Origin of the sequence: Paraburkholderia sp. BR10923 (assembly GCF_040948765.1) — a bacterium.
GTDB lineage: Bacteria > Pseudomonadota > Gammaproteobacteria > Burkholderiales > Burkholderiaceae > Paraburkholderia > Paraburkholderia youngii.
The window spans coordinates 176,699-189,270 of the sequence record NZ_JBFPKO010000006.1 but is presented as its reverse complement, the minus strand read 5'-3'; the positions used below and the strand labels follow the sequence as shown (position 1 = coordinate 189,270).

Sequence of the window (12,572 nt, the reverse complement as noted above, 5' to 3'; positions counted from 1 at the left end):
TGACGGCGCAGGCTAGCGTGGGAACGGGTCGATGAGCCGCTTGCGACGTTATCTGCCGCTGCTCGTCCTGATGAGCCCAGCCGCGCTTGTGCTCGGCGTGCTGGCGCTCTATCCGGTCGCGCGCGTGCTGATCGATTCGTTTTTCTCGGTCGATTACGCATCGGGGCATCGCTCGTTCATCGGGCTCGCCAACTATCGATCGGTCATTGCGGACGGCGAGTTCGGCACGAGCTTCGTCAATACGATCCAGTTCATGATCGTGGCCTCGCTCGCTGAAGTCCTGTTCGGACTCGCGCTCGCGCTGCTGTTCGTCCGCGCGTTTGCGGGCCGGCGCATCGCGTTGCCGCTTGCGGTGCTGCCGATGATGCTCTCGACGCTGGTGTGCTCCGCCATCTGGCGCAACTGGCTCAACTACCGAGGCTTTCTGAATGCGCTGCTCAAGGCGATAGATCTACCAGCGGTGCCCTGGCTATCCGATCCGCACCTCGCGCTGTGGTCACTGATGCTGGTCGATGTCTGGCAATGGACGCCGATGGCATTCCTGATCATTCTCGCGGGGCTGCAGTCGATTCCGCCTGAAATCGCCGAGGCGGCACGCACCGACGGCGCGAACGAATGGCAGTGCCTGCGCTACATCACGCTTCCGCTCGTTGCACCGCACGTCGCGCTCGCGATGCTGCTGCGCTCGATCGATACCTTCAAGCTGTTCGACAAGGTGTACGCGTTGACGGGCGGCGGCCCGGGCAATGCCACGCAGACGCTGTCGACGTACATCTACGACACGGGTTTCCGCTTCTTCAACGTAGGACCCGCCAGCGCGGCTTCGGTATTGATGCTGCTCACGTGCGCGGTGCTGGTCTCGGGATACATATGGAAATCGGCAGTCAGGCGCGACCGTTGATGCCGCTCGCGCGCTTGCAGGGTTTCGCGCGACGCTCGTCCGGTGCCGCTGTGCGAGGTCTGTTGCGGGTCGTAGCGCTGGCGGTGTTGCTGCTGCCGTGCATATGGATGGCTGGCGCGGCCTTCACGCCGACGCTGGAACGCCTCGCCCATCCGCTCGCGCTGTGGCCCTCGGCGCCCACGTTCGAGCATTTCGCGGCGGTGTGGGAAAGCGGCATGGCCCAGTCGGTGCTGAACTCCGTGTGGGTCGCAGTGGGCGCCACGTTGCTCGCACTCGCGCTGGCTTTTCCGGCCGCCTATGCGCTCGCGCGACTGGCGTTTCCGGCGCGACTCGATCTGCTGTTCCTGATGCTCGTGCTGGCACTGAAGCTGATGCCGCCGATTACGGTGGCCGTACCCCTGTTTTCGCTGGCCAAGTGGCTCCATCTGCTCGATTCGCTATTTGGGCTGGTACTCGCCTATCAGCTGTACGCGTTGCCGATGGCGATCTGGATGTTGCTGCCGTTCGTGCGCGACGTGCCGATCGAATTCGAGGAGGCCGCGGCGCTCGACGGCGCGAACCTCGCGCAGCGCATCGTCTTCATCGTCGTGCCGCTGTGCGCGCCGGGTCTCGTTGCCACCGCGATCTTCGTGTTCATCATCGCGTGGAACGAGTTTCTGCTGGCGCTGTTGTTCGTCTCGTCACCGAGTCATTTCACCCTGCCGCTCACGATGGCGGGTTATGTGACCGAGAACGGCATCGACTGGGGCGAACTGATGAGCGCAGGGCTGATTTCGTCGGTGCCGACGCTTCTGCTCGCGGGCTATGTGCAGCGCTATCTGCTGCAGGGCTTTTCGGGCGGCTTGAAGTAACGGGCTCCAACTCTGCGTCGACGTTGCAGCAGACGCTTTGCTTACCCAGAGGTTTTCTTGCGCCCTGCCCTGACCCATCCCAACGTTTCGCCCGCTGACTGGATGTCGGCCATCGATGGCAGCCGCTTGCTGTCTGCACTGACCTTGCCAGGAAGCCATGACACCTGCGCCTACACGGTCGATGACCGGCTCGCGCGCACGCAACATGCCACGCTCGACGATCAGTTGCACCATGGGGTGCGGGTTCTCGACATCCGCTGCCGTCATCAGCGCGATCGCTTTGCGATTCATCACGGCGGCATCTCGCTGGGTCTGAGTTTCGACGATGTGGTACGGACATGCGCTCAGTTTCTCGCGCGTCACCCCGGCGAATGCATCGTCATGTCGGTCAAGGACGAATGGCCCGCGCGTGACTGCGCCCGCGCGTTCTCTGCGACCTTCGAATTGTATGTCGAACGACACGCCGATGTGCACTGGCACCTTGCCGCCGACCTGCCGCTGCTGGAGGCGGTACGCGGGAGCATCGTGCTACTGCGGCGCTTCGCGAGTGAAAAGCCGCTCGGCATCGACCTGACGGCCTGGCCTGACAACGCAACGTTCGATATCGACGACGTGCCGGCGCCGTTCACCATCCAGGACGAATTTCGCGTGCCGGTGCCGACATCGATCGCTTATAAGTGGCGCGCCATCGATTTGCTGTTGAACCGCACCCCCGGTGTGTGCGACGAGCGTTGGGTCATCAACTTTTGCAGCGGCACGGGGATGGCGGCGCCGCCGGTCGTCGTGGCGTGCGGGGATACACAGCATCGCGGTATTCACGAGCAGCTTGCCGAGCGGCTCGCGGCTCGTCCGCAACCATGCGGCACCATGCTGCTCGACTTTTGCGACTGGCGGGACTGGCGCCTCGTTGATGCGTTGATCGATTGCAACTGGAGCCGATAATGCATCGCTGTGGGCATGATGTTGACCGCGAATCTCAGCGTGATTCCTTTGCTCGAGGCTGCCGCGGTGGCGGCCTCGATTCTGGTCCGCGCCTCGCCGGTTCACGCGTGCAGGCGTCTGGCGGCATGACATAAGGAACGTCGTCGCGACAACACGCATAGATCGGAAATCCGTACGCGTTCGTACCGACGATGGTCGTTGGCCCGTGCAGCGGGCACACCGCCTTCATCGCGCCTCCTCGTAACTCATCGATCAATCGCTTCCATCTTACGCTCGCTCGCGACAGATGTTCTATCTGCGCCTGCATTGCCCTTCGCACCGCCTGGTCCCGCTCACCACCACCGACGCGCATTCGCCATCTGTGCCGCGCCGCACCCTCATGTACTGTGTCGGCGGACCGGCACCTCGTGCAGCGACTCGCCCGGGCGACAGCAGCGGTGCAAGGAAGCGTCGGTTGAATTGTCATTTCTTGCACAACATGCAATGATTCATCCCAATGCATGATCCTGTCGTTCTGGCTATTTCCATGACATTTCGGGGATGCTCGGCGAAGCAGTCGAAGAGCCGACTCATCGGGGTCGCCGTTCCAGTCCGTTGTCCGGACGATCAAACAGCGTCGTGGCTCGACAGCCACCCTTCAAGGCGGAGCTTTTGGTATCAGGGTATTTACCTAGTCTTTCTTCCCGAAAATTTAACATTTTGAAGTTAGAATGAACCCTCTAAAATCGAATTGTTATGTCATCTGATGACAATTGCAATAGAGATCGAAGCGTCGGATCGGCGGCGCGACCTACCGACGCGGGCCATGCCAACTAAGCGGCTGTGACTCGATGAAGAAACACCATGTTGTATTTCGACTGACGAATACAGACATCAGAAGTGCGATCCGGCACCTAGTTTTTTGCAGCGTTCATTTAGTCTTACTAATAATACTTTTGCTCCGGAATCCTCACCGACGATATTCCGCATACTGATTGCGGATATGGTCTCCGGGGCAGGCGGGTTCGAAATTCAATCCAGGAGAAGCAATGAAAGACCTTTCGTCCGAAGATTTGCTGAAATTCTGCCGAACGAATGTGTCGACGTTCTTTTCGCCCGCCACCGAAGCGTTTGAAGGAACAGGGAAACTCGCCGGCCTGGACCGGCAGGCGGGGAGCATCGTTCGGGGCACCTGGAATCTTTGAGCAGTGCGCCGGCGCGGCATGTCGCCGCCAGCTGATGCACCAGCTCCATTCGCGCAATACCACAAGTCTATAAAAACCCGCGCAGTTCAATCAATGCCGAAGCCGTTCCTCCCGTGATGCTGGAGGCGGCCGCGCGTTGTGGCAAAGCAATGGCGGGTTGTGCGAGACGGCCATTGGGTATTCACGATCCTCGCAGACATTTCGATCACGGATGGAAAGGATGACGAAACGAATCGTAGTAGTAACGGGCGGCATGGGCGGACTCGGAGAAGCGATCAGTACGAAACTACACGACGCAGGGTATGCGGTGGTAGTCACGCACTCGCCGAGCAACACCGGTGCGGACAAATGGTTGGCTGACATGGAAGCTCAGGGTCGGAGCTTTCGCGCTTACCCGGTCGACGTGGCCGATTACGACTCATGCCAGGGTTGCGCGGACAAGATTCGGGCGGAAGTCGGCCCGGTCGACATCCTGATCAACAACGCAGGCATCACCCAGGACATGACCCTCAGGAAGATGGACAAGGTGAATTGGGATGCGGTCATCCGCACCAACCTCGACTCTGTCTTCAACATGACCAAGCCGCTGTGCGAAGAGATGGTCGCACGAGGCTGGGGGCGCATCGTCAATATCTCGTCCGTCAACGGCTCGAAAGGCTCGGTCGGCCAGACCAACTACGCCGCGGCCAAGGCCGGCATGCACGGCTTTACCAAATCACTGGCGCTGGAAGTGGCGCGCAAAGGGGTCACGGTAAACACGATTTCGCCGGGCTACCTGGCCACCAAGATGGTCACCGCGATTCCGCAGGAGATCCTCGACACGAAGGTCCTGCCGCATATCCCGATGGGACGTCTCGGCAAGCCCGACGAAGTCGCGGCGCTCGTGCTCTATCTGTGCTCGGAAGATGCCGGCTTCGTGACCGGCTCCAATATCGCGATCAACGGCGGCCAGCACATGCAGTGACGCAACATACCGCGCCGGTACGTGCCGCAACACCGGACGAATCGGCGTGAACCATTCACGCAACACCCTTGTGCTTCCATGAGAGAGGAACGTGTCATGAGTGAGACCTGGATGGGCCTGATCATTGGGGGCACGGCCCTCAGCATCGCAATGCTCATGGTGATTGATCACTATCGCCGTGAGCGCAGAAGGGCAAGACTGCTACGACATCTGGATCATCATGAGTGGTGGCATCAACCGCGCGGGCGAATGTAAGTGCGTCGACCGCGCCAATAAAAAATCAGATACATCGAGAGGGCTGAAGAATGACACCGGAAATCACCGGACAACAAAAGGCCACAGGCCATCAGATCACGGTTCGTACGAGGCGCGGCGGCATGAGGGTCGCCGCGGTGTGGCAGGTATTGATGCCGGTCGCCGATGCCATCGAGGACGTACGGATTACGAGCAACCGCAAACATGATGTCGAAGACATGACGATCGCGTTTGCCGACAGGTTCTCCGGATCGCTGCACACCGTTCTCAAGAAGTTCGAGACGATGCCGTGGGTGGCCGCCGCGGAGCTTTGCTGAACACCGAGGGCCGTGCCGCTTGCGATGGGTCGCGTCGCTGCGAGGACCGGCGCGCGTCACGCCACCTGGCTCGCCAGGCAGCTGACGGGCGCGCGCGCCTCGCAAGGGTTGGATGGCACAAACGGGCCAATTGAAGTCCGACGTACACGGCCGGACCCAGTCGGTCACCACCTGAGAGAAGTGGATGAAAACAACAATCAAGAGAGGGCCCCCGGACAGGGAGAGTCCCTATACACCGCTGACCGCTGGAGATGCGATTTCGCATCTGGAACGGATCCTGTCCCACGATGGCGTGGATTCGTTGTTCAGCCGGACCTACTGGCGCGCGCGTGTCCAGCAGGTGAGCGCTACTCAAGGGCTGACTCCGCAGCAGCAGGCAAGGCTGGTGAAGCTGCTCGAGTCGCTGCATCCCCCGGTCCCGAGCGAGGAGGCGTGCTAGTCACTCGTCGACGCGGACGTACGTCGTCCGCGGTCGATCAGCGCTGATCGTCGACATCCAGCAGCCGATCCTCCACATGCAGATCTTCGGCGCACTCTCCCTGCAAGGGCAGGTCGCTGCCTTCCGCTCGGAGGTGATCGCGGACCATCCGGCACAGGCGTTCGCGCACGAGGATACGTTGTGCGGTATCCATCTGCGCGTATCGCTGAATCTGCGAAGCCGAAAAGTGCAGTGTCAGCACGCACCGCGCATCCAGCGTCGTGTCGCCATGTGACTCGATCACCCAGGAAGCCTGGATGAGGAAGTTGCGGCCGTCGTCGTAACCGCTGATCGCGGGCGCTTTCGGCGACTCGAATAGCGTGGAAAGAGCCAGTTCGATTTCTTCGATGCGCTGATTCAGATCGATGTCTTTCATAGAAAGTCCTCCTTGTGATCGAGGCCCCTGCCCCCCCGCCTGTAGGCGAGCAAAAACCGTGTCCGGCTGTCGAGTCTGTCCAGTGCTTCGACTGGAGCCTGACTCGCAATCCTGCAATATGTACCGATGAAACCGGTCAGCAGATATTCACGAGCGTAAGGAGCGATTCGCAAGCTTCATACAGCGACAAAACGACGCTGCCGCGCACATATCGCCGGTTCAAATCGCACTTCAGTTCTTTAAACGGAAGCCGACATAAGGAATAGGCCGAACAAGCATCTGGCTCGCTTGCGCGGCCTGGTCGTCGCGCAGACGACTCCCCTATTTCCAGCCGGACACAGATCGCAACGTTGTCGAAATCGCTCGCGCGTCCCGAAGTGGGTGAGCGGCTCGTGAAGCAAAGCGCAGACTACGATCACGGCATCGAAAAAATCGTCGGGTTGCAAGCCGAAGGGCTGCGTACCCAGGCTATCCAATCCCTGAACAAAGACCTGCTGCCGATCTACATCGGTTACACCGCGACACTCGACGACATCAACGAGTTTCAGGTCTCCTCGACGACCAAGGCCCCCGCCGCCATCACCGACATCGCGCAGAAGAGCTGTTTGATACTGGCCGCTCTGGGCGCGGCGGTCCTTGCCATGAGTGTCGGTTTTGGCTGGGTCATCACACGCAGCATCACCCGCCCGCTCGCGGAAGCCGTCAACATTGCGACGACGGTCGCGAAGGGCAACCTGACCCAGAAGATCGAGGGTCGAGCAGGCTGCCGCCGCGGCGAGCTCGCTCCAGGAGCAATCAGGCACGCTGGTGCAACAGGTAGCAGTATTCGCCGTCGACTGAGGTCGGCACGCTTCCAAGGGTTGCGATTTTCTTCCAGGGTCATCGAATCTGTTTATCGCGCCCGACGCGAGACCCGGCCAGGCAAGGCCTGGATGCGTCACTCGCGACGTCCGTCGAGTCCTGCCGGGAAGAAGCTCCGCGCAATGTAGATCATCACCGCGCGCGGGCGGGCCCGGCAATGCGCGATGCATGCAGAACAATGCGTATGTGGTTAACCCGCTCTTTCAACCCGTGGTGCGCGTGCTTATTGTGCTGGGTGCGAACGGCAGGCGGGCAGGCTTAAAACTTCAAGCCGCATGCCGTTATTGGTTGGATCGGGAAGTCGACGGCGGACGCAGTCAGCGCAGCTTCGCCATCCGCTACCATCGCACACGCGCGCAAGACGGCGCACAACGGCCTCTGCGGCGCGGGGGCGACCGCCACATTGGCGAGTCGAAAAGCGCACGCAGAAGCGAACAGATACCTGCACCGCCGGTATGGCCGGACGGGTTCGCAGCCGAGCGGGCCACTGAGAGGCCTCCGTAGAGGGGACAAAAGATGTTCGGATGCAAGCTGATCGACGTCAACGCATTATCCGCCCGACCCGCCCGCGCGCCGGTCCAGCGGCACGCGCGCCGATCCAATGACGGCCACGTCCATCCCGTGCCCGCGCCCCACGACAAGACACAGTACGGTCATTAGCCACTGGCAGGCTCACCGCCGGATTTCATGACCGCGCTACTCCCAACCGATCAGTCAATCCCTCGGCTTCGGGTGTGCAAACCGTTACGCCGGACCCCGCTCACAGCGCTCGCCCAGCAATGAACAAGGGGTCCGATTTTCAACGTTGTTTATGGTTCGTTAGCAAGGAAATCGAATGCAAAGCAAAAAGCGCACTTTGCTTAAGGCCGCCGCCGCACTCGTGCTGGCAGGTTCGAGCGTGCTCGCCCATGCGGACGATGTGGTCAAGGTCGGGCTCATCGTTCCGATGAGCGGACCGTTCGCGTCCACGGGTCGTCAGGTCGACGCGGCGGTCAAGCTGTATATGGCCCAGCACGGCGACACGGTCGCGGGCAAGAAAATCCAGGTCATCCTGAAGGACGACACCAACGTCCCGGATACCACCAAGCGCCTCGCACAGGAGCTGATCGTCAAGGATCACGTGTCGGTGCTGGCCGGCTTCGGGCTCACGCCGCTGGCGCTCGCCGCCGCGCCGCTCGCGACCCAGGCGAAGGTGCCGATGATCGTGATGAACGCGGCCACCGCGATGATCACCGAGCAGTCGCCTTACATCGTGCGCTCGGGCTTCACGCTGCCGCAGAACACGTTGGGCATCGCGCGTTGGGCGCCGAAGAACGGCATCAAGAAGGTGGTCACGCTGGTCGCCGACTACGGTCCCGGCATCGACGCGCAGAACTCCTTCAAGAAGGTCTTCGAATCGGAAGGGGGCAGCGTCGTCGAGCAATTGCGCGTGCCGGTCGCCAATCCGGACTTTTCGCCGTTCCTGCAGAAAGTCGCCGACCTGAAGCCTGACGCGCTGTTCATCTTCGTGCCATCGGGTGCCGGCGCCGCGTTCATGAAGCAGTTCGCCGAGCGCGGTCTGAGCAAGCAGGGCATCAAACTGATCGGTACTGGCGACGTGGTGGATGACGACATCCTGAACGCCATGGGTGACGCGGCGCTGGGCGCGGTGACATCGATGCACTACTCGGCCGCTCTCGACAATCCCGAGAACCGCGCCTACGTGGCCGCCTTCGAAAAAGCCAACCCCGGCATGCGCCCGAACTTCCACAGCGTCGGCGCCTATGACGGCATGCACCTGATCTACGCGGCGCTGCAAGCCACCAAGGGCGACACCAACGGCGACAAGCTGCTGGCAGCCATGAAGGGCCAGAAATGGAACAGCCCCCGCGGCCCGGTGGAACTCGATCCGCAGACGCGTGAAATGGTCCAGAACGTGTACATCACCCGGACGGAACGCGTGAATGGCCAGCTGTTCAACGTGTCGTTCGACAAGGTCGACGCCGTCAAGGATCCGGCCAAGATCAAATAAGCTCGCGAAAGCGAGGCACGCCGTATCCGGATGATTCGATTTGCCCGCCGCGCCCCTCGCACTGCCAGGGGCGCGGCGTTTCGGCGGTAAAAACTCATGCTAACCATTCTCTTCGACGGTATTGCCTACGGCATGCTTCTGTTCGTGCTGGCGAGCGGTCTGGCCATCACGCTCGGATTGATGAACTTCGTCAATCTCGCTCACGGCGCCTTCGCCATGGTGGGCGGCTACGCCACCGTGCTCGCGATGTCGCGTCTGGGCATCCCTTTCCTGTGCGCATTGCCGATTGCGTTCGTCGCGTCCGCGGTGCTTGGCGGCATTCTCGAACGCACGCTGTATAAGCGCGTGTACGGGCAGTCCGAACTCAATCAGGTGCTGTTTACGATCGGCCTGACCTTCATGGCCATCGCGACGGTCGACTACTTCATGGGCTCGACCCAGCAGTTCCTGAACCTGCCGCAATGGCTGCAGGGCCGCACGGTGTTCGCCGGCATTGGCATCGGTTACTACCGGTTGTTCGTGATCCTGGTCTGCGTGGTACTCGTCGTCGCGCTCCAGCTGATCCTGACCAAAACCCGCTTTGGCAGCCGCCTGCGCGCATCGGTGGATGATCCGCGCGCGGCGAGCGGCCTCGGCATCAACATCAACTTCGTGTTTCTGACCACCTTCGCGTTCGGCTCGGGCCTCGCCGGCCTCGGCGGCGCGCTCGGCGCAAACATGCTCGGCCTCGATCCGATCTTTCCGCTCAAGTTCATGATCTATTTCCTGGTCGTGGTCGCGGTGGGCGGCACGACCTCGCTGACCGGTCCGCTGCTGGCTTCGCTGCTGCTCGGCATCGCGGACGTGGCGGGCAAGTACTACATCCCCGATCTGGGGGCATTCATCATCTACGGCGTCATGATCATCACCCTGATGTGGCGACCACAGGGTCTATTCGTCAGGGCGGGGGGCAAATGAAGTCGGCAACTTCTAGCGAAATGGGTGCATCGACGATCGTGCCCGAAGTCCGCAGCATGGGCAGGCAGTGGTCGCGCTGGCGCCCAGTGGAAATCATCTTCTGGATCGTGGCGCTGGGCATCTGCGTGACGCCGCTCAATAACTTCCTGCTGCTCAACGAGATGGCGATCCTCGCGTTGTTCGCGGTATCGCTGGACCTGATCCTCGGCTATACCGGCATCGTGTCGCTGGGCCATGCGGCCTTTTTCGGTCTCGGTGCTTATTCGGCTGCATTGCTGGCCAAGTACTTCGATGTCGATCCGCTGCTGGGCATGCTGCTCTCGTGCGGAGTGGCGGCGCTGGCGGGCCTCGTCACCAGCGTGCTGGTGATGCGCGGTTCGGACCTCACGCGCCTGATGGTGACGCTAGGTGTGGCCTCGATCCTGCACGAACTGGCCAACAAGCTCGGCTGGCTCACCGGCGGGGCCGACGGCATGACCGGCGTGCCGATGGTGCCGCTCTTTGGTCACATCGAGTTCGATCTGTTCGGCAAGGTGGCCTACACCTATTCGATCGTCACGCTGTTCGTGCTGTTCGTGATCGCGCGCGCGGTGGTCAAGTCGCCGTTCGGCATGTCGCTGCAGGTGATCCGCCAGAATCCGCTTCGCGCGGCGGCCATGGGCGTGCCGGTCAACCTGCGCCGAACTGCCGTCTATACGTTGAGCGCGGCCTACGCGGGCGTGGCCGGCGCCCTGCTCGCGCAGACCACCGGCTTCGCGTCGCTCGACGTGCTCGACTTCCACCGCTCGGCCGACGTGCTGCTGATGCTGATGATCGGCGGTGCGGGTTATCTGTATGGCGGCATCATCGGCGCGGTCGTATTCAGGTTCATGCAGGACCGGCTGGCGGACATCACGCCGCAATACTGGCAGTTCTGGATCGGCTTGCTGCTGGTGATCATCGTGATCGTCGGTCACGAGCGGCTCGTGCGTCCGTGGACGTGGTTCCGTCGCAGCGGGAGCAAAGCATGACGATCGCACTGCAAACATTCAATCTGATCAAGCGCTTCGGCGGCCTCGTCGCCACCAATGACGTGTCGATCGCGGTCGAGAAAGGCGCTCGCCAGGCGCTGATCGGGCCCAACGGCGCCGGCAAGACGACGCTGATCAATCAGCTGACGGGCGTGCTGTCGCCGACTTCGGGCCGCATCGAGCTCGAAGGCCACGACATCACGTCGCTGTCCGTGCACAAGCGGGCTCGCGCCGGGCTCGTCCGCACGTTCCAGATCAATCAGCTTTTCAAGCACATGACGCCGGCCGAATCGCTGTCCGTCGCGATCTCCGAGCGCGACGGCCTGGGCGCGCGCTTCTGGCGTGCGCTCGGCCAGCGCGGCGAAATCATGGACGAGGTCGCTTCGCTGCTCGAACAGTGCAAGTTGCTCGACGTGATGAGTCGCGAAACGCGCGTGCTGCCCTACGGCAAGCAGCGCCTGCTCGAAATCGCGCTGGCGCTGGCGGCAAAGCCGCGCGTGCTGCTGCTGGACGAGCCCGTGGCCGGCGTTCCCGACGGCGAACGCCGCGAGATTCTCAATACGGTCGCCGCATTGCCCGACGATGTGACCATTCTGCTGATCGAGCACGACATGGACCTCGTGTTCAGCTTTGCCAACCGCATCTCTGTGCTGGTGAGCGGCGGTCTGCTTACCGAGGGCGCATGCGCGGACATCGCCCGCGATCCTCGCGTGAAGGCCGTGTATCTGGGCGAGGAGCTGGTTGGAGGCGAATATGTCTGAATTGCTGAAGCTGGAAGGAGTCGTAGCGGGCTACGGCGAAGCCAGGATCCTGACGGGCATCGATCTGGCCTTGGATCACGGCCAGGCTCTCGCGCTGCTTGGCCGCAACGGCACGGGTAAAACCACGCTGATCAACAGCATCGTCGGTCACACGCGTCGCTTTAGCGGGCGGATCTGGCTCGATGGCAAGGACGTCACCGGATTCAAGCCGCACCAGCGCGCGCTGGCCGGCATCGGCTGGGTGCCGCAGGAACGCAATATCTTCAAGTCGTTGACGGTCGAAGAGAACCTGAGCGCGATCGCCGTGCCCGGTCCCTGGGACCTGGCGCGCATCTACAGGATGTTTCCGCGCCTGGAGGAGCGCCGCGCCAATATGGGCAATCAGCTTTCCGGCGGCGAACAGCAGATGCTCGCCATTGGCCGCGCGCTGATGCTCAATCCCAGGGTGCTGCTGCTCGACGAACCGCTCGAAGGCCTCGCGCCGATCATCGTGCAGGACTTGATGCGCATCCTGTCGGAGATCATCCGCGACGAAGGCCTGTCGGTGATTCTGGTCGAGCAGAACGCGCGCAAGGCGCTGAGCATTACGCACAACGCCGTGGTGCTGGAGCGCGGCTCGGTGATTCATTCGAGCACGGCGGCCGAGCTGCTGGCCCAGGATCACAAGATCGATACCTTGCTGGCCGTGTCTCAACACTGAGCGG

General features: G+C 61.8%; 14 protein-coding genes. 13 read left to right on the top strand and 1 reads right to left on the bottom strand.

Going from position 1 to position 12,572, the window contains the following annotated elements; translation table 11 throughout:
• The first annotated feature begins 31 nt into the window (after positions 1-31).
• The 7 genes from AB3X94_RS13615 (at position 32) to AB3X94_RS13585 (ending at position 5,853) form a co-directional block, all read left to right on the top strand.
• Positions 32-901 carry a carbohydrate ABC transporter permease gene (locus AB3X94_RS13615; protein ID WP_176111273.1) on the top strand — a complete coding sequence of 290 codons (870 nt, stop codon included), beginning with the start codon at positions 32-34 and terminating at the stop codon, positions 899-901.
• A complete protein-coding gene (locus tag AB3X94_RS13610; RefSeq protein WP_176111968.1) occupies positions 901-1,752 on the top strand; it encodes a carbohydrate ABC transporter permease in 852 nt (283 codons plus the stop codon). The genes AB3X94_RS13615 and AB3X94_RS13610 overlap by 1 nt, the downstream gene beginning before the upstream one ends.
• Before the next feature lie 102 nt (positions 1,753-1,854).
• The gene (locus tag AB3X94_RS13605; protein WP_368611803.1) at positions 1,855-2,694 is read left to right on the top strand and encodes a phosphatidylinositol-specific phospholipase C; all 840 of its coding nucleotides are present in this window, start codon (positions 1,855-1,857) and stop codon (positions 2,692-2,694) included.
• A gap of 1,028 nt (positions 2,695-3,722) precedes the next feature.
• A complete protein-coding gene (locus AB3X94_RS13600) occupies positions 3,723-3,878 on the top strand; it encodes a hypothetical protein (protein WP_176111275.1) in 156 nt (51 codons plus the stop codon).
• A 220-nt stretch (positions 3,879-4,098) separates the two neighbouring features.
• Positions 4,099-4,842, top strand: coding sequence for an acetoacetyl-CoA reductase (gene phbB, locus AB3X94_RS13595; RefSeq protein ID WP_176111276.1), 744 nt, complete (start codon positions 4,099-4,101; stop codon positions 4,840-4,842).
• 305 nt (positions 4,843-5,147) lie between these two features.
• Positions 5,148-5,414 carry a hypothetical protein gene (locus AB3X94_RS13590; protein ID WP_176111277.1) on the top strand — a complete coding sequence of 89 codons (267 nt, stop codon included), beginning with the start codon at positions 5,148-5,150 and terminating at the stop codon, positions 5,412-5,414.
• Between the two features lie 184 nt (positions 5,415-5,598).
• On the top strand, positions 5,599-5,853 hold the full coding sequence (locus AB3X94_RS13585; RefSeq protein WP_217710244.1) for a hypothetical protein: 255 nt from the start codon (positions 5,599-5,601) through the stop codon (positions 5,851-5,853).
• Positions 5,854-5,890: 37 nt separating this feature from the next.
• Here the strand turns inward: AB3X94_RS13585 and AB3X94_RS13580 are convergent, their stop codons facing one another.
• Positions 5,891-6,268, bottom strand: coding sequence for a DUF3022 domain-containing protein (locus AB3X94_RS13580; protein ID WP_176111278.1), 378 nt, complete (start codon positions 6,266-6,268; stop codon positions 5,891-5,893).
• Positions 6,269-6,618: 350 nt separating this feature from the next.
• On the opposite strand from AB3X94_RS13580, the gene AB3X94_RS13575 reads away from it, so the two are divergent.
• The 6 genes from AB3X94_RS13575 to AB3X94_RS13550 all read left to right on the top strand — a co-directional run bounded on the left by AB3X94_RS13575 (position 6,619) and on the right by AB3X94_RS13550 (position 12,568).
• On the top strand, positions 6,619-7,257 hold the full coding sequence (locus AB3X94_RS13575) for a hypothetical protein (protein WP_368611802.1): 639 nt from the start codon (positions 6,619-6,621) through the stop codon (positions 7,255-7,257).
• A 707-nt stretch (positions 7,258-7,964) separates the two neighbouring features.
• Positions 7,965-9,140 carry an ABC transporter substrate-binding protein gene (locus AB3X94_RS13570; RefSeq protein ID WP_368611801.1) on the top strand — a complete coding sequence of 392 codons (1,176 nt, stop codon included), beginning with the start codon at positions 7,965-7,967 and terminating at the stop codon, positions 9,138-9,140.
• Between the two features lie 96 nt (positions 9,141-9,236).
• Complete coding sequence (locus AB3X94_RS13565) at positions 9,237-10,097, top strand: branched-chain amino acid ABC transporter permease (protein ID WP_176111280.1); 861 nt, start codon at positions 9,237-9,239, stop codon at positions 10,095-10,097.
• 20 nt (positions 10,098-10,117) lie between these two features.
• Complete coding sequence (locus tag AB3X94_RS13560; protein ID WP_176111969.1) at positions 10,118-11,107, top strand: branched-chain amino acid ABC transporter permease; 990 nt, start codon at positions 10,118-10,120, stop codon at positions 11,105-11,107.
• Positions 11,104-11,868, top strand: a complete 765-nt coding sequence (locus AB3X94_RS13555) for an ABC transporter ATP-binding protein (RefSeq protein ID WP_368611800.1) — start codon at positions 11,104-11,106, stop codon at positions 11,866-11,868. The genes AB3X94_RS13560 and AB3X94_RS13555 overlap by 4 nt, the downstream gene beginning before the upstream one ends.
• A complete protein-coding gene (locus AB3X94_RS13550; RefSeq protein ID WP_368611799.1) occupies positions 11,861-12,568 on the top strand; it encodes an ABC transporter ATP-binding protein in 708 nt (235 codons plus the stop codon). Before AB3X94_RS13555 ends, AB3X94_RS13550 begins: the two co-directional genes overlap by 8 nt.
• The last annotated feature ends 4 nt before the right edge of the window (positions 12,569-12,572 follow it).

What these genes read in the sequence shown, in the direction of transcription:
- AB3X94_RS13615 (WP_176111273.1), top strand. Translation starts at nt 32, where the DNA reads ATGAGCCGCTTGCGACGTTATCTGCCGCTGCTCGTCCTGATGAGCCCA.
- AB3X94_RS13610 (WP_176111968.1), top strand. Translation starts at nt 901, where the DNA reads ATGCCGCTCGCGCGCTTGCAGGGTTTCGCGCGACGCTCGTCCGGTGCC.
- AB3X94_RS13605 (WP_368611803.1), top strand. Translation starts at nt 1,855, where the DNA reads ATGTCGGCCATCGATGGCAGCCGCTTGCTGTCTGCACTGACCTTGCCA.
- AB3X94_RS13600 (WP_176111275.1), top strand. Translation starts at nt 3,723, where the DNA reads ATGAAAGACCTTTCGTCCGAAGATTTGCTGAAATTCTGCCGAACGAAT.
- phbB (WP_176111276.1), top strand. Translation starts at nt 4,099, where the DNA reads ATGACGAAACGAATCGTAGTAGTAACGGGCGGCATGGGCGGACTCGGA.
- AB3X94_RS13590 (WP_176111277.1), top strand. Translation starts at nt 5,148, where the DNA reads ATGACACCGGAAATCACCGGACAACAAAAGGCCACAGGCCATCAGATC.
- AB3X94_RS13585 (WP_217710244.1), top strand. Translation starts at nt 5,599, where the DNA reads ATGAAAACAACAATCAAGAGAGGGCCCCCGGACAGGGAGAGTCCCTAT.
- AB3X94_RS13580 (WP_176111278.1), bottom strand. Translation starts at nt 6,268, where the DNA reads ATGAAAGACATCGATCTGAATCAGCGCATCGAAGAAATCGAACTGGCT.
- AB3X94_RS13570 (WP_368611801.1), top strand. Translation starts at nt 7,965, where the DNA reads ATGCAAAGCAAAAAGCGCACTTTGCTTAAGGCCGCCGCCGCACTCGTG.
- AB3X94_RS13565 (WP_176111280.1), top strand. Translation starts at nt 9,237, where the DNA reads ATGCTAACCATTCTCTTCGACGGTATTGCCTACGGCATGCTTCTGTTC.
- AB3X94_RS13560 (WP_176111969.1), top strand. Translation starts at nt 10,118, where the DNA reads ATGGGTGCATCGACGATCGTGCCCGAAGTCCGCAGCATGGGCAGGCAG.
- AB3X94_RS13555 (WP_368611800.1), top strand. Translation starts at nt 11,104, where the DNA reads ATGACGATCGCACTGCAAACATTCAATCTGATCAAGCGCTTCGGCGGC.
- AB3X94_RS13550 (WP_368611799.1), top strand. Translation starts at nt 11,861, where the DNA reads ATGTCTGAATTGCTGAAGCTGGAAGGAGTCGTAGCGGGCTACGGCGAA.